Below are 16,099 nucleotides of genomic sequence, written 5' to 3' on the forward strand. Positions count from 1 at the left end.
TGTGGCGTATGTCATATTCTGGGGCTGATGTGGCCCGTGCGTTTGGCGTTGGCCAACCCGCAGGTCAGAACGGGGGAGGTCGAACCTGTGCCGAGCACCACACCCCGGCTCGCCGGAACCGAACGCGGTTCTCTACCATCTCGAAGTATGGACGTCCCTGAGAGCGGGGCCGCCGGTACCGCGGCCCCCAACCTGGCCGAGGGCTTCCCGGCGGCCACACGTGAGCGGTGGCGCGAACTCGTCGCCGGAGTGCTGCGCAAGAGCGGCGTCGCGGAGGAACGGCTCGCCGACACCCCCGAGTCCGTCCTGGCCACGCGCGGCTACGACGGGTTCGACATCCAACCCCTCTACACCTCCGACCCGCCCGCCGCGGACCCCGGCTATCCCGGGCTGGCACCCTTCACGCGCGGCTACCGACCGGGCGGAGGCGTGGCCGGAGGGTGGGACATCCGGGCCCGGCACACCGACGCCGACCCCGCCGAGCTGCGCCGCCGCATGCACAACGACCTCATGAACGGTGTGAGCTCGCTGTGGGTGGCCGTGGGAGCCGACACCGGCCCCGAAGCCGCCGAGCCCGGCGGGGTCCCCCTCTCCCGCCTGGGTGAGGCCCTCGCCGACGTCTACCTCGACCTCGCCCCCGTGGTGCTGTCCGCGCCCGGCCCCCACGCACTCGACGCCGCCACCGCCCTGCTCAGGGCGCACGCCGACGCCGAGGTCCCCGACGGCCGGGTCATCTCCCACCTCGGCCTGGACCCGTTGAGCACGGCGGCCCTGACCGGTGAGCGCCCCGACGTGGCCGACGCGGCCCGCTTCGCCGCGGAACACGCCGCCCACCGCCCCGGGCTGGGCCTGTTCGTCGCCGACGGCACGCTCGTCCACGACGCGGGCGGCTCCGACGCCCAGGAGATCGGTACCGCCGTCGCCGCCGGGACCGCCTACCTGCGTGCCCTCACCGACGCCGGGCTGGACCTGGCCGACGCCGCCCGCCGGATCGAGTTCCGGCTCGCCGCGAACGCCGACCAGTTCTCCGTCATCGCCAAGCTCCGCGCCGTCCGCGCCATGTGGAACCAGGTGCTGGAGGCCTCCGGGGTGCCCGCCCACCAGCGTGGCATGAGCCTGCACGCCACCACCTCGAACGCCATGCTCACCCGGCGCGACCCGCATGTGAACATGCTCCGCACCACCGTGGCCTGCTTCGCCGCCGGGGTGGGCGGTGCCGACGCGGTCACCGTCGCGCCCTTCGACTCCGCCGTGGGCCTGCCCGACGACTTCGCCCGCCGCATCGCGCGCAACACCCAGTCGCTCCTCATCGAGGAGTCGCACCTCGCCCGGGTCGTCGACCCGGCCGGGGGCTCCTTCTACGTCGAGGCCCTCACCCGGGACCTCTACGGCGCCGGATGGGCCTTCTTCCAGGAACTGGAGCGCGCCGGAGGCATCGGCGCGGCGATCGCGCACGGGGAACTCCGCACGGCCGTGGACCAGGTGTGGGAACGCCGTCGCCACGACCTCGCCCGCCGCACGGCGCCGCTCACCGGGGTCAGCGAGTTTCCCGACCCACACGAGAAGCCCCTGGTCCGCGCCCCCGACCCCGCCCGCCCCGCACCGGACCACAGAGGCTTCCCGGTCCGCCGCTACGCCCAGGACTACGAGAGCCTGCGCGACCGCTCCGACGCCCACACCGCCGCGACTGGCCACCGTCCCGGCGCGTTCCTGGTCACCCTCGGGCCCGTCGCCGCGCACACCGCGCGCGCCTCCTTCACCACCAACCTCCTCGCCGCCGGGGGCATCGAGGCCGAGGACCCGGGGCCGATCGACGACGCGGCCTCGGCCGCGCGCGCCTTCGCGGACTCCGGCAGCCGGGTCGCGGTGATCTGCTCCTCGGACCGGCTCTACGGTGAACACGCCGAGGACGTCGCGCGCGCGCTCAAGGGGGTCGGGGCCCGCCGCGTCCTGCTCGCCGGGACACCGCGCGACTCCTACCGGGAGGCCGGGGTGGACGCCTTCGCCCACAAGGGCTGTGACGCCGTCGCCCTGCTCACCGACCTGGTCGACGTGATCCTCACCGACCCGCCGACCGCCGCGAACGACTCCACCCAGGGGGCGAGGGCATGATCCCCGACTTCTCCACCGTCGACCCCCGTCTCCCCGCCTTCACCGGCGCCGACCAGGGCGCGGCCGACTGGCGGCGCGCCCTGGAGGACACCACCGGCAAGGCCGCGGACGCCTTGGAGTGGGAGACCCCCGAGGGCATCGGGGTCAGACCGCTCTACACGCCCGCCGACCGCGAGGGCCTGGACTTCGTGGACGGCCTCCCGGGCGTCCCGCCGTACCTGCGCGGGCCCTACCCGACCATGTACGTGAACCAGCCGTGGACCATCCGCCAGTACGCGGGCTTCTCCACCGCCCAGGAGTCCAACGCCTTCTACCGCCGCAACCTCGCCGCCGGGCAGAAGGGCCTCTCGGTCGCCTTCGACCTGGCCACCCACCGCGGCTACGACTCCGACCACCCCCGGGTCGCCGGCGACGTCGGCATGGCGGGCGTGGCCATCGACTCCATCTACGACATGCGGCAGCTGTTCGACGGCATCCCGTTGGACCGGATGAGCGTGTCCATGACCATGAACGGCGCGGTGCTGCCCGTCCTGGCGCTGTACATCGTCGCCGCCGAGGAGCAGGGTGTGTCCCCCGAGAAGCTGTCGGGGACCATCCAGAACGACATCCTCAAGGAGTTCATGGTCCGCAACACCTACATCTATCCGCCGCAGCCGTCGATGCGGATCATCTCCGACATCTTCGCCTTCACCTCGCAGCGGATGCCGCGCTTCAACTCCATCTCCATCTCCGGCTACCACATGCAGGAGGCCGGGGCCACGGCTGACCTGGAGCTGGCGTACACCCTCGCCGACGGGGTGGAGTACATCCGGGCGGGTCAGAAGTCCGGGTTGGACGTGGACGCGTTCGCACCCCGGCTGTCGTTCTTCTGGGCGATCGGGATGAACTTCTTCATGGAGGTCGCCAAGCTGCGCGCGGCCCGCCTGCTGTGGGCCCGCCTGGTCAAGGACCTGGGTGCGGCCAAGGACAAGTCACTGAGCCTGCGCACCCACTCCCAGACCTCCGGCTGGTCCCTCACCGCGCAGGACGTGTTCAACAACGTCGCGCGCACCTGCGTGGAGGCCATGGCCGCCACCCAGGGCCACACGCAGTCGCTGCACACCAACGCCCTGGACGAGGCGCTCGCCCTGCCCACGGACTTCTCCGCGCGCATCGCCCGCAACACCCAGTTGCTGTTGCAGCAGGAGTCGGGCACCACCCGCGTGGTGGACCCCTGGGGCGGCAGCTACTACGTGGAGAGGCTCACCCAGCAGCTCGCGGAGAAGGCGTGGGCGCACATCCAGGAGGTCGAGAAGGCCGGGGGCATGGCCGCCGCGATCGACGCCGGGCTGCCCAAGATGCGCATCGAGGAGGCGGCCGCCCGAACCCAGGCGCGCATCGACTCGGGGCGGCAGCCGGTGATCGGGGTCAACAAGTACCGGCCCGACACGGCGGACGAGATCGACGTCCTCAAGGTCGAGAACTCCAGGGTCCGCACCGAGCAGCTGGACAAGCTCCGGCGCCTGCGCGAGGAGCGCGACGACCAGGAGGTGCTCGCGGCTCTGGACGCCCTCACCGAGGCGGCGGGACGGGAGTCCAGGGCGGACGAGTCCCTCACGAACAACCTGCTCGCGGCCGCCGTCGACGCGGCCCGCGCGAAGGCGACGGTCGGGGAGATCTCCGACGCGATGGAGAAGGTCTTCAACCGCCACTCCGGCCAGATCCGTACGATTCAGGGTGTGTACAGGAACGAGGCGGCCGGTAGCTCCGACGCGGCCGGACTGATGGATCGGGTGACCGCCCGGGTCGACGAGTTCGCCGAGGCCGAGGGACGCCGTCCCCGCATCCTCGTGGCGAAGATGGGCCAGGACGGCCACGACCGGGGGCAGAAGGTGATCGCGACCGCCTTCGCCGACCTCGGCTTCGACGTGGACGTGGGCCCGCTGTTCCAGACCCCGGCGGAGGTCGCCGTCCAGGCGGTGGAGGCCGACGTACACGTGGTCGGCGTCTCCTCCCTGGCCGCCGGACACCTCACCCTGGTGCCAGCGCTGCGCGAGGAACTGGCCGCCCTCGACCGCGAGGACATCATGATCGTGGTGGGCGGGGTGATCCCGCCCGGCGACTTCGACGATCTCCGCGCCGCCGGGGCGTCGGCGATCTTCCCGCCCGGAACGGTGATCGCGGAGGCCGCGATCGACCTCCTCGACCAGCTGGAGGATCGGCTGGACCCGGAGGGCGCGGGGCGCCGGGGGTAGCTGTTCAGCGCGGCGGGCCGCAGCGGCCCGGCCGGAGTGCGAGCGGTCGAGTTCCGGCCGGGAGGGGGAGTGGACGTGGCAGTGCGCGGGAGGCGTCCGGTGGACGTGGACGCCCTGGCGGAGGGGGTGCTGTCCGGGCACCGGCCCACCCTGGCCAGGGCGATCACCCTCGTGGAGTCGCGCCGCCCGGACCACGCGCGCGCCGCGCAGGAGCTGTTGGTGCGCCTGCTTCCGCACACGGGCAAGGCCCAGCGGGTGGGCATCACCGGGGTGCCCGGCGTGGGCAAGTCGACCTTCATCGACGCGCTCGGCACCCGGCTCACCTCGCGCGGACACCGGGTGGCCGTGCTCGCGGTCGACCCGTCCTCCACCCGCACCGGCGGCAGCATCCTGGGCGACAAGACCCGCATGGCCGACCTCGCGGTGGACCCCGACGCCTTCATCCGGCCCTCTCCCACGGCGGGCACCCTCGGCGGAGTGGCACGCGCGACCAGGGAGACCATGCTGCTCATGGAGGCGGCCGGGTTCGACGTGGTCCTGGTCGAGACCGTGGGGGTGGGCCAGTCCGAGGTCACCGTCGCCGCCATGGTGGACTGCTTCCTGTTCCTCACGCTGGCCCGCACCGGTGACCAGCTCCAGGGCATCAAGAAGGGCGTCCTGGAACTCGTGGACGTGGTCGCGGTCAACAAGGCCGACGGCCCGCACGCCGACGACGCCCGCAAGGCCGGCCGGGAGCTCTCCCGCGCCCTGCGCCTGCTCCAGCCGGTCCACCCCGAGTGGCGCCCACCGGTGCTGACGTGCAGCGGACTGACCGGCGACGGGCTGGACGAGGTGTGGGAGACCGTGCTCGAACACCGGCGCGTGCTGGAGCGCGACGGAGCCCTCGCCGACCGTCGCAGCGCCCAGGGCGTGAGCTGGATGTGGGACCAGGTGCGGGACCAGCTCATGGACACGTTCCTGCGGGACGCGGATGTGGCCGACCTCATCCCCACGATGGAGTCGCGGGTGCGTTCGGGTGAGACCACCGCCACCCTGGCCGCGCGGTCCCTGCTGGACTCCTTCACTCAGGGTGACGACGACTCGGAGGGGCGAACCGGCCGTGACCGGCCCTCGAATGACGGTGACGACGCCTGACGGGCACGAAGCAGGACCGGGTTCCATGTCGTGATATGACCCAGGGTGAACGGGAGGTATCGCCGTCGGGGGAGGGGGTTCTTGCCCCTGAGGCGAAAATTTCTTCCCCGATGCCATTCCCGTGGGAGCGGTTCGCTTATACCGTGTGTGTCCAACGACTTACCAGGCCGCTCGGGCGCGCAAGTGTCTCCCCTCACCGGACCGGCTCTGTGGGAGTGGAGCCGGGACCGGTAGTCGTTCCCGGTCGGGCTGCGTATGGTTAAGCGAGGGACCCCTCACCATCTGAACGTGGGGCCGGGAGGAGTGAACGTGCACAGGCTTGGACTGAGCACGCGGTTCGAGAGCCGCAGCGTCATCGTCGCGATCGAGGGAGAACTCGACATCGCGACCGCCGCCGACCTCCAGGAACACATCAAGACCGCGATCGAGGACCACGGTCCGTGGCTGATCCTGGATCTGTCCGCCCTGGACTTCATGGACTCCAGCGGGCTGAACGTCATCATCAACGCCTATCGGAACGTCCGTGAGCTGGACGGTTCCCTGTCTCTGGCGGCTTTGAACGAACGCGTCACCAAGGTCGTCCGACTGGTCGGCCTGCACCGGCAGGTTCCGGTCCACCAGACCGTCGCCACCGCCGTCGCGGCGATGGAGGCCCTGGAGGCCAAACGCCAGGCCGGTTAGTGGTCCAGAGGGTTCCGTGGATCCCCTCCCGGGACCGTGACAGCCGCTGACGCCCCTCCTCTCCCGTGCCCTCCTCCGGCAGGCGCGGTGCCCTGCCCGGAGAGGATCGGGTGTCGCCCGGCCATGACCGCCCCGAAGCGGTGCGGTGTCATCGCCCTGTGGACAACTCCGTGCGTCCCCGTTCTCTGGGGGACAATGGAGCCATCAACGACGCACATCCCTCCCCCAGGTCCCCCCGTCGGCTCCTCGACCCCCTCCGCTTCCAGGTCCGCGCCCTGAACGATCCGCGTCACGCCCTACGTGTGGCCGGGATCAGCTTCGCGCTGCTCTTTCTCCTGACCGCCCTCCTGGGCTTCGTCTTCACCCTCGATCTCCCCGCGGCCGCTCGCATCACCCTGGCCCTGTTCGGAGGGGTCGTGGTCCTCCCGCTCTTCGTGGTCGGGCTCACCGCTCTCCTGAACCTGGCACCGTCCAGGGTCGAACTCCCCGCTGACACCCGTCCCGCCGACCTGCGCGCCGCGAGAAGGGTACTCCGCTCGGGAACGCTGACCGGCGTCCCCGCCGTCGACCGGATCGCCGCGGCTCTGGCCGCCCAGGTCCGGGGCCAGCGGATGTGGCCGATGACGCTGGGACTGTGCGTCCTGGCCGGGTTCAACCTGTTCCTGGCCCTCGACCGGTACGCCTCCCTCGGCTTCTGGGGCGCCGCGTCCACGTTCTTCCTCGCGGTGGGCGTCTTCGCGGTGGTCCTGGTGACCCTGGCCGTTCCCGAGGAGATCAAGTCCAAGCGGAGAGCCAGGGCCGTGGTCGAGGCGTTCGCCGCCGCGAGGCGCGCGGCGGTCAGCCATCGGGGCCCCACCAAGGGGGTCTCGGAATGGTAACGGGAATTCCGGGTAGTGGGTTCGGCATGAACGAGCACACGACTTACCCCCGGTCCGCTCGCCGACATCCCAGGGCCCTGTTCGGTCAGATGCAGGTCTACGCGCAGAACAACCCGCGTGCCTACGCCGTCAGGGCCATGTCGGTCGTCCTTCTCCTGGCGCTGCTCCCGCCACTCGTCCTCTGCGTGATCCTGCTCGACGACTGGACGGCGTTCGTCCCGGTCCTCCTCGGTGCGGCAGCCCCCGTCGTGGTCATCGGTGCCCTGATGGTGTGGCTGATGCCCAAGTTCCTGCGCCGGACCCTCGGCACCTCGACCCTGCATCCGGACACCGACCCGGTGGACCTGCTGGAGGCCAAGCGTCAGCTGCGCCGTGGCGGTCTCCACGAGCGGGACGAGGTCAACCGGATCGCGCGGGTGGTCGCCGCCCAGGCGGAGGCGAAGATCAACTCCCCGAAGACCGTCAACGTGCTGAGCGGGGTCGGAATGGTGATGTTCGGTGCGCTGACGATCATGAACTACCTGCTCAGCGGCATGGATCGCGACTTCTTCTTCACCGCGGCGTTCACCCTGCTGTTCGTCGCGTACCTGCTCTTCCTCGGACCCTGGACGAAGCGCTACCGCCAGCGGGCGCGGGACTTCGCGCGGCTCTACGACGAGCGCGCCGCCGTCCAGGACGAGGCCCCGGGGACTGTCGGCGGCTGATCTGAGACCGCTCGGATGACTCCGAGCCCCCCGCGCCCCCGGCGAACGTCCCCCCGCCCGCCGGGGGCGCCCCCTGTCAGCGCACGCCGAAGAGGTGGTCCAGGGCGAGCTGGTCCAGCCGCTCGAAGTGGTACCCGCGCGGCCCCACCGCCTCCAGGTCCAGCTCCTCCCCGAGCAGGTCCTTCACGCTCTCCCCGTGCGAGAGCGTGGGTTCGGACAGTTCGGCGACCCGGGACTCGGCCAGCGCGGCGGCCACCTCCGGGTCGGCGCGGAAGGCGGTGGCCCTCTCCTTGAGGATCAGGTAGTTGCGCATGCAGCCAGCCGCCGACTCCCACACCCCGGACACGTCCTCGGTGCGGGGCGGCTTGAAGTCGAAGTGCCGCGGACCCTCGTACCCGGACCGCTCCAGCAGGTCGACGAGGAAGAAGGCCTCCTTGACGTCGCCCGCGCCGAAGCGCAGGTCCTGGTCGTACTTGACGCCGCGCTGTCCGTTGAGGTCGATGTGGAAGAGCTTGTCCGCCCACAGCGCCTGGGCGACCCCGTGCGCGAAGTTCAGACCGGCCATCTGCTCGTGGCCGACCTCCGGGTTGACCCCCACCATCTCCGGGTGGGCCAGCCGTTCGATGAAGGCGAGGGCGTGGCCGACCGTGGGCAGCAGCACGTCGCCGCGCGGCTCGTTGGGCTTGGGCTCGATGGCGAAGCGCAGGTCGTACCCCTGTTCCAGCACGTACGAGCACAGGAGGTCGAAGGCCTCGCGCAGGCGGTCCAGGGCCGCGCGGTGGTCCTTGCCCGCCTCGGTCTCGGCGCCGTCCTGGCCGCCCCAGCACACGAAGGTCCGCGCGCCCAGCGAGGCCGCGAGGTCGATGTTGCGGATGACCTTGCGCAGCGCGTAGCGGCGCACGTCCCGGCTGTTGGAGGTGAATCCGCCGTCCCGGAAGACCGGGTGGCTGAACAGGTTGGTGGTGACCATCGGCACCCGCAGCCCGGTCTCGTCGAGCGCTCCCCGGAAGCGCCGGAGGATCTCGTCCCGTTCTCCGGAGGTGCTGCCAGGCGGGACGAGGTCGTCGTCGTGGAAGGTGATGCCGTAGGCGCCGAGGTCCGCGAGGCGGTGCACGGCGTCCACCGGGTCGAGGACCGGGCGGACCGGGTCGCCGAAGGTGTTGACGCCGCGCCAGCCCACGGTCCACAGGCCGAAGGTGAAGCGGTCCTCGGGTGTGGGGCGGAGGTCGGTCATGTGTGCTCCTGGGGGGTCGGTCCGTGGAGGGCATCGGACTCGGCCAGTTTGTCTAGAGTCACAACTAATTGTCAACGGGTCGTTTCGTCCAGCCCGTGTGTCGCGCACGCCTGGTCGAGGTCGGCCCGGATCGTCGGCGGTGGATCTCCGACCGTCCAACGGGCCAGCGAGCGTCGTGGTGGAGGTCGGGGCACAGCACGATCCGGTCGGGCTCCAGCGAAGCGACCAGGCCGGGAGCCCGCAGGGGAGGGGCCCCGAACGCCCCCGCGCCTCCGCCTACGGCAGCGGCAGGTCACCCGCGTCCAGGCCGTGGATCATCACGGCGGCGCCACCCCGCGAGGCGGCGCTCATGCCGAGGTCGGAGGGCTCCACCCGGCACCCGCCCGCCTCGGGGGCGAAGGACCGGTCCCGGGCCTGTGCGCGGCAGGCGGGGAGCAGCCACGGGGCCATCGGCACGAAGTACCCGCCCACCACCACGGCCCCGGGGTTGACCACGTTCACCAGGGTCGCCACCCCGCGTCCCAACCAGGTTCCGGCCCGTTCCAGGGCCTCGACGGCGGTCGGGTCGGCCGCCGACGCGCGGGCCACCACGGTGTCCACCAGGTCCGCGACGTCCCCGCCGCTCAGGGGGAGGTCCCCGACCAGGTCGGGCAGGGCGGCGCGCAGGATCGCCCCGATCCCGGCCAACGCCTCAAGGCAGCCCCGTCGCCCGCAGGAGCACTCCGGGCCGTCGGCGGTCAGCTCCAGATGGCCGATCTCCCCGGCGAAGCCGCCCGCTCCCCTCAGCAGCTCGCCCCCGGTCAGCACGCCCGCGCCGATCCCCACCTCACCGGTCACGTACACGAGGTCGCCGAGACCGGCCAGGGAACCGAACCGGTACTCGGCCATGGCGCCGAGGTTGGCGTCGTTGTCGACCAGGACGGTGGCCTCCGCCAGAGTCGAACCCTCCAACCTGGTGCGTAGGAGGTCGCGGAGGGGGACGTCCCGCCAGTCCAGGTTGGGTGCCCGTGTCACCGTGCCCGAGGGGGCGTCGATCAGCCCGGGCACCGCGACGCTCACCCCGACCACCGTGCGGCCCTTCAGCGCGGGTTCCTCGGTGACCTCGCGCAGGGCGGTCGCGATCCGGTCCGCGCAGGCGTGTGCCCCGGCGGAACGGGCGTCCAGCGGCACGTGCCCTCGCACCAGTTCCCGGTGGACCAGGTCCACGGCCACCACCGAGAGGTAGTCGACGTTGACCTCCACGCCGACCGCGGCCACGGAGCGGTCGTCCAGGGCCAGCAGGACACCGGGGCGGCCCACCCGCCCCTGCGGGGTCTGCCCGGTCTCCCTGACCAGGCCACGGTCCATGAGGTCGGCGACCAGGCTGGACACGGTGGTCTTGTTCAATCCTGTGGCAGTGGCGACGGCGGCGCGCGAGCACGGGGAGAGCGCGCGGACGGTCCGCAGCACGGCCCGGAGGTTGTTCTCGCGGATGGTGTGCAGACCCGCCGTGCCCGTACCGGCCGCCACCGTACCCCCCGTCGAAAACCCGTTGCCCGCGTGTGGGGGCGCTGGTTGGATTCCCATCATGGTGCCTCCCGACGTCTTCCGCGACCAGCCCTCCCTCCTCGGTGACCGGGTCCGGCTCGAACCGCTCGGCGCCGCCAACGCGCACGAGATCATCCCCGGCCTGGTGGACATGGACCCGGAGGTCCGCAGGCTCACCGGCACCCACCGGGAGTTCGACGCCGAGGAGCTGCTCCGACTGTTCACGGCGCGCGAGCACCGACACGACCGGGCCGACTGGGTGATTCGCGCGCGGGCGGACGGCGCGGTCCTCGGGGAGTGCGCGCTCATCGACCTGGACCCGGACAACGCGGAGGCGCACTACCGGATCGCCCTCGGCTCCATGGCGGTCACCGGCCAGAGCTTCGGAACGGAGACCACCGACCTGGTCCTGGAGTACGCCTTCGAGACCGCCGGTCTGCACCGTGTGGCCCTGGAGGTGTTCGCCTTCAACACCCGCGCCGAGCGCTCCTACGCCAGGTCGGGTTTCGTCCGCGAGGGAGTGTGGCGTGAGCACCTGCGCTGGGACGGCGCCTGGCACGACGCGGTCCTGATGTCGGTCCTGGACCACGAGTACGCCGAACTCCGCCGTGGGCGTGGTTGATCAGCCGGACCCGCCCGGTTCGGCGTTAGTGTCGGTGCCATGCCCGTTCCGGACTTCGTCACCCAACTGCGCGAGCACGTCGGCCACTCCCTCCTGCCCCTGGTGGGGGTGACCGGTGTGGTGCTCGACGACGAGGGGCGCGTGCTCCTGCACCAGCGTTCCGACGACGGGCGCTGGGCCACCCCCGGCGGCATCCTCGAACCGGGGGAGCAGCCCGCCCAGGCGGTGGTCCGCGAGGTGTGGGAGGAGACCGGTGTGCGGGTCGAGGTGGACCGACTGGTCACCGTGATCGGTCAGGAACCGCACACCTACCCCAACGGCGACCGTGTGCAGTTCCTCGACCTCGCCTTCCGGTGCCGTCCGGTCGGCGGGAGGCCCCGGGTCGACGGTGACGAGAGCCTGGACGTGGACTGGTTCGCCGAGTCCGAGATGCCGCCCATGGCCGAACGCATCCTGGAACGGGTCCGCTGGGCCCGTGGCGACGACGGTGAACCGTACTACGAGCGCTGATACGGTGACCGACATGCAGCGCGCCGCAGTGACGACGACGCCGGAACCAGTCCCGGCGCGCTGAACCGAGTTTTCGACAGGCCCCGGGGCGAGTGCCCCGGGGCCTTCGTCCTGCGTTCACTCGTCCCACACCGGGAGGAACGAGATGACCGCACAGCACGACCACCGCAGGCTCGGCCGTGAGCTGGAGCTCTTCGGCACCGACCCACTGATCTGAGCGCGGCAGCCTGGGCGCGCGGATCAGGGCGGCCCGGTTGGTGCCCCACCCGGAGCGCCCGTCAGCCCCACTGGCGCCGCATGGTCCAGCGGTCCGAGGCGGCGTCCCGGGAGATGTCGATGATGCTGGGGTGCCCGGTCTCGGACTCCGCCGAGACGCGGAGCAGGTGGATGTGGGTGGCCGGTACACCCGGGGCCCCGGGCCGGGCGGGCCAGTCGCCGATGATCCGGCGCACGCGGAAGGTGTGGCCGCGCCAGGTGAACTTGGCGGGGTGTCCACGGTCGGTGGAACGGACGTCGATCTGGTCGTTCAGGAGACTCACAAGGGACACTGTATCGAACAGGTGTTCGAACGAGTCAAGTCTTCGGGAGGTGGCACGGGTCGCTTTTCGTGGAGAACCCCCTGGTCGGGGCCCTGTGGCGCGATCGCCGCGCGCCAACGCCTCCAGTGGGGGAGTGTCCTCTCGGCGCCGTCGGGCGACCCCGCTACTCCGGCCGTTCACGGCGGTGGCGCCCGTGAGGGCTGCCAGGGGCGGCTCCTAGAGGAACACCCGGCCGCGGCGGTCGCGGTCGCGCAGGGCGGCCATTCTGCGGGTGTTGCTGGGGCGTCGCGAGAGCAGGTGGTAGAGCATCAGCGAGCAGTCCCGGTCCGTGCGCGCGCGGGCGGCCATCTCGCCCAGGTTCACCCGCGTGTACAGGGTGGGGCCGCCGGCGAAGAGCCGCACCGAGTGGGCCCCCTCGGGAACGTGCGCGTGCGCGTGGTTGTCGGCCGTGTACTCGCAGGCCCGGGACAGCGCCGAGCCCAGGCCGGGGACCAGGTCCGCGCCGAGGGTGGCCACCCGCCTCCAGTAACCCGCGTGCCCGGCGGCGAGGTGACCCATTTGGTGGGCGACGAGGAAGGCGAGGGCCTCCCGGTCGCGCGGGAGGCCCCTGTCGTCGAGCAGGGCGTCCGGCAGCACCAGGTAGCGCCGGAGGCCGTGGGCGGCGGCGTCGGCGTGAGCCGAGACCGGTCCGGGGCGGACGTACGCCTCCGGGGGGCGGGCCAGACCCATCTCCTGCGCCAGCGACACCACCACCCGGTACGCCTCGGGGAACTGGGTGGGCGACATCCGTACCGACTCCGCGCGCTCACGGGCGTACCGGAGACCACGTGCCGACCAGCACACGAACAGCACCGCGGCCAGCGCCAGCACCGTCCACAGCAGGGAAGCCGACACCGACCACACCAGCCTCAACAGCACCATCGCCAGGGCCAGCGTCACCATCACGCTGAGCGCGAGCAGCGGTCTCTCCCAGGGGTGCGCCGAAGCCGGGACGACCTCCTCGTCGGTGTCGGCGTCGGTCGGATACGGGTCGCCCGCGTGCCCGTGCGGGGAGGGCCGGTGCGCGGGCCACGGTCCGGGGATGGTGGTGCAGCCTGGAATCCCCTGGACCGCGCTCGTCGGGGAGCTACCCCAAGACGGCATGGAATGTCGCATACTGCTCCCCTCGGGCCGCCCTTGACAGGGAATGACTACTCCCTGTGCACAAATATTACTTTGCGCTTTCCTTTGTGTGGTGTGGCGGAGGCGGCGTGTCCGGGCTCAGGAGCGCTCGTGGCGGCGGAACTCCTCGGCGAGCTCGTCCAGGAACTGGTCCACCTGCGCCGGGTCGTAACCGGGGCGGGCACGTGTGGTGGCGAACTGGACCCGCTCCACCTCGGCGGAGGTGAGCGTGGCCCGGTCCGGTCTCCCCTGGAGGAGGACCTCCAGGCTGTACTCGGCGCGGTCCAGGAAGTCGTCCACCTCCTGCTCGTTGTAGCCGGTGGTCAGCCGGGTGGTGGCGAAGCGCTTCTCCCTGATGTCCCGGGGGGCCATCTCCGGGCCGCCGGATTGCGGGTCGGTCCGGTTCGGGCCCGCGTAGCCCTGCCCCTGGCCCTGGCCGGGGGGCTGTCCGGGGTCGGCCTGCCCCGGGTGCGGAGGCAGGGGAGGCGGCGACGCGGGCTGGCCCAGACCGCGCCCGGCGAGGTCGGCGACGACGAGGTCGAGGAAGTCGTCCACCTCGTCCTCGCGGTAGCCGGGGCTCATCCGGGTGGTGCGGAACCGGGAGTTGCGGATCTCGTCCGCGGTGAGCAGCGGTCCCGTACGCGGACCGCCCTCCAGTGCCACCAGGGTCGCCTCGATCCGGTCGAGAAGCGCGTCGACGTCCTCCTCGTTGTAGCCCGGGCGCAGACGCACCGTGTGGAACTTCTTGTTGCGGATGTCCGCCGGTGTCAGAGGCATGGTCCCCATTGTGCAGTTCACGAGGTTCGTAGGTGCGGTATCAAGCGTCCGCGTGTGCGTTCGGGGTCGCCGGATCGGACGCCGGTGTTCGGCGGGCGGCGGCCCGCAGGCGTTCTCCGCCGCTCGGCGACTCGAACGGCGGGTGCGCGAGGGCTGGGGGAACTCATGGCTCGCATTATGCCGAGGGGACGTGGCGCATGCCATACGACCGGTGGTTCTGGCCGGGTGCGGACGTGGACTCCGGCCCTGACCAGGTGTCCTCCCGGGCGCGTCTTCCTTGTAAGACGCCCCACTCCGGTGAAGGTTTACCGGAATCAAAAAGAATTACTGGAATTGTCGACACTGATTACTCAGTGCGTTCGGAGATTCATCGTGACCCTTTTGAGATCAGTGATCATGCATTTGATCTTTGTGGTGACTGTATTGTCTCCGTAGGGAATGGAAAGCCACTCGGCCGGTTCTTCCGGCTCTTGCCCTCTGCGGGCCGAAACCGTGCACGCTCTCTGTTTTCGCAGGTCAAAGGCTTCTGTGTGCCTTGGCCGTCCCCCATTCGACCCTGGTCCGTGATTCCGCGTTCCGAGACTTCCCGCCTTTGTGTTCCGGCGGTGGAAGCCCAGACCAGGCCTGGCCCCAACCCATGTGGGCCTGGACGATCCAAACGAGGATTGATCTTGAAGAACGCTTCTCGAATCTCCGCGCGCCGCGTGCTCCAGGGCGGTGCCGCGTTCGCCGCGCTGGGCGCCCTCACCCTGGCCGCCGCCTCGCCCGCCCACGCCGACACCTACGGGTGGGGCTACGCCTCGGCCCTCGGCGCCTCCAGCCCCACGCAGACCTACATCACCAAGGACCAGACGGTCTCGGACTCCTTCAGCGGCGCCATCGGCAGCTGGCTGACTGTTGAGGGCACCACCACCGCCACCGTGAACTCCAGCGGGGCCACCGGTACCGCCGTCGTGGACACCGCTCGCATCGTCATCACCGAGGCCGACCTCCCCGGCATCCTCGACCCCGAGGACGACTCGGACGAGGACGAGGAGACCCCGGACGAGGACGAGGACTCCGAGGACGACGAGGACGCCGACGACGAGGGCGACGACGACGCCCCCGAGGGTGACGACACCCCGGACGCCGGTGACGGTGAGGGTGACACCGACGTCCCGGACCACGGCGGCACCGACCAGCCCGCGGATGAGCCGACCGAGCAGCCCACCGATCAGCCGTCCGACGAGCCCGCAGACCCCGCCGAGGACGGTGACGACGACGAGGACAACGAGAACACCACGGCCTCCGCCGACGTCATCGAGCTCGACGAGGAGAACTCCGAACTGGTCGACAACGGCAGCGAGATCCTGCTCGAGGCCACCATCAACGGCGCGAGCGTCTCCACCAGCCAGGGCTGGGACGGCTCGGTCAACCACGGCTTCGACGCCGGGGTCCTCGGCGCGTCCACGCTCCAGGCCCAGGTCGAGGACGAGACCGTCGAGCTCCAGGTGTCGCTCGAGCCCGTCAGCGGTGTCTACGAGACCGAGGACGCCGGGTTCGTCTGGAACGACGCCGTCACCGACATGTACATCACCTTCAGCGTCGGCGACGAGATCGTCTCCGGCTTCCTGATCGCCGAGAGCGCCGCGGGCATCACCACCGGCTCGGTCGACGGTGGCGGCGACGACGGTGGCGACGACGACGCCAAGAACCCGCCGGTCAAGGAGCGCGACGCCGACACCGTCCCGAAGACGGAAGCCAAGGACGCCCAGCCCCTGGCCAAGACCGGTTCGCCGATCGCCGGTCTGATCGCGGCCGGTGCCGCGATCGCCGCCGGTGGTGGCGCCGCCGCCTACCTGGCGCGTCGCAAGAAGAAGAGCGGTGAAGAGGCCCCCGAGACCAACGAGGGCTAGATCGTTGATGTGAAATGTGTGCCCTGGTCAGTGGTCGTAAGCGATCAGCGACCGCTTGACCGGGGCGCCGATCAGCCAGTTGTGCCAGATC

At 71.1% G+C, this 16,099-nt stretch carries 14 protein-coding genes; 9 read left to right on the forward strand and 5 right to left on the reverse strand.

The window, feature by feature from the left end:
- Nucleotides 1-147: 147 nt before the first annotated feature.
- The 6 genes from BDW27_RS23455 to BDW27_RS23480 all read left to right on the forward strand — a co-directional run bounded on the left by BDW27_RS23455 (nt 148) and on the right by BDW27_RS23480 (nt 7,743).
- Nucleotides 148-2,112 (forward strand): methylmalonyl-CoA mutase family protein, encoded by a 1,965-nt coding sequence (locus BDW27_RS23455; RefSeq protein ID WP_110051759.1) that lies wholly within the window; start codon nt 148-150, stop codon nt 2,110-2,112.
- Complete coding sequence (gene scpA / locus BDW27_RS23460; protein WP_110051760.1) at nt 2,109-4,346, forward strand: methylmalonyl-CoA mutase; 2,238 nt, start codon at nt 2,109-2,111, stop codon at nt 4,344-4,346. Before BDW27_RS23455 ends, scpA begins: the two co-directional genes overlap by 4 nt.
- Nucleotides 4,347-4,415: 69 nt before the next feature.
- Entirely contained in the window at nt 4,416-5,480 is a 1,065-nt protein-coding gene (meaB, locus tag BDW27_RS23465; RefSeq protein ID WP_110051762.1) for a methylmalonyl Co-A mutase-associated GTPase MeaB, read from the forward strand.
- A gap of 309 nt (nt 5,481-5,789) precedes the next feature.
- Complete coding sequence (locus BDW27_RS23470; protein ID WP_017544239.1) at nt 5,790-6,161, forward strand: STAS domain-containing protein; 372 nt, start codon at nt 5,790-5,792, stop codon at nt 6,159-6,161.
- A gap of 302 nt (nt 6,162-6,463) precedes the next feature.
- Nucleotides 6,464-7,039: a hypothetical protein gene (locus BDW27_RS23475; RefSeq protein WP_146223296.1), complete on the forward strand. Its 576-nt coding sequence runs from the start codon at nt 6,464-6,466 to the stop codon at nt 7,037-7,039.
- Between the two features lie 26 nt (nt 7,040-7,065).
- Nucleotides 7,066-7,743 (forward strand): hypothetical protein, encoded by a 678-nt coding sequence (locus tag BDW27_RS23480; protein WP_110051765.1) that lies wholly within the window; start codon nt 7,066-7,068, stop codon nt 7,741-7,743.
- A gap of 76 nt (nt 7,744-7,819) precedes the next feature.
- On the opposite strand, the gene xylA is transcribed toward BDW27_RS23480, so the two are convergent.
- Nucleotides 7,820-8,977, reverse strand: coding sequence for a xylose isomerase (gene xylA / locus BDW27_RS23485; RefSeq protein WP_110051767.1), 1,158 nt, complete (start codon nt 8,975-8,977; stop codon nt 7,820-7,822).
- Between the two features lie 276 nt (nt 8,978-9,253).
- Nucleotides 9,254-10,486 (reverse strand): ROK family transcriptional regulator, encoded by a 1,233-nt coding sequence (locus BDW27_RS23490; RefSeq protein WP_110051769.1) that lies wholly within the window; start codon nt 10,484-10,486, stop codon nt 9,254-9,256.
- Between the two features lie 58 nt (nt 10,487-10,544).
- On the opposite strand from BDW27_RS23490, the gene BDW27_RS23495 reads away from it, so the two are divergent.
- Entirely contained in the window at nt 10,545-11,126 is a 582-nt protein-coding gene (locus BDW27_RS23495) for a GNAT family N-acetyltransferase (RefSeq protein WP_199560749.1), read from the forward strand.
- A gap of 39 nt (nt 11,127-11,165) precedes the next feature.
- Nucleotides 11,166-11,636 (forward strand): NUDIX domain-containing protein, encoded by a 471-nt coding sequence (locus BDW27_RS23500; protein ID WP_110051771.1) that lies wholly within the window; start codon nt 11,166-11,168, stop codon nt 11,634-11,636.
- Between the two features lie 278 nt (nt 11,637-11,914).
- On the opposite strand, the gene BDW27_RS23505 is transcribed toward BDW27_RS23500, so the two are convergent.
- The 3 genes from BDW27_RS23505 to BDW27_RS23515 form a co-directional block, all read right to left on the reverse strand.
- A complete protein-coding gene (locus tag BDW27_RS23505) occupies nt 11,915-12,175 on the reverse strand; it encodes a DUF6504 family protein (RefSeq protein WP_017544232.1) in 261 nt (86 codons plus the stop codon).
- Nucleotides 12,176-12,391: 216 nt separating this feature from the next.
- Nucleotides 12,392-13,318, reverse strand: a complete 927-nt coding sequence (locus BDW27_RS23510) for a M48 family metallopeptidase (RefSeq protein WP_110051772.1) — start codon at nt 13,316-13,318, stop codon at nt 12,392-12,394.
- Nucleotides 13,319-13,435: 117 nt separating this feature from the next.
- Nucleotides 13,436-14,122, reverse strand: a complete 687-nt coding sequence (locus BDW27_RS23515; protein WP_110051774.1) for a DivIVA domain-containing protein — start codon at nt 14,120-14,122, stop codon at nt 13,436-13,438.
- 662 nt (nt 14,123-14,784) lie between these two features.
- Here BDW27_RS23515 and BDW27_RS23520 point away from each other — a divergent pair.
- Nucleotides 14,785-16,008 carry an LPXTG cell wall anchor domain-containing protein gene (locus tag BDW27_RS23520; RefSeq protein WP_233515896.1) on the forward strand — a complete coding sequence of 408 codons (1,224 nt, stop codon included), beginning with the start codon at nt 14,785-14,787 and terminating at the stop codon, nt 16,006-16,008.
- The last annotated feature ends 91 nt before the right edge of the window (nt 16,009-16,099 follow it).

The sequence above is a fragment of the Nocardiopsis sp. L17-MgMaSL7 genome, from assembly GCF_003182025.1.
Taxonomy (GTDB): Bacteria; Actinomycetota; Actinomycetes; order Streptosporangiales; family Streptosporangiaceae; genus Nocardiopsis; species Nocardiopsis prasina.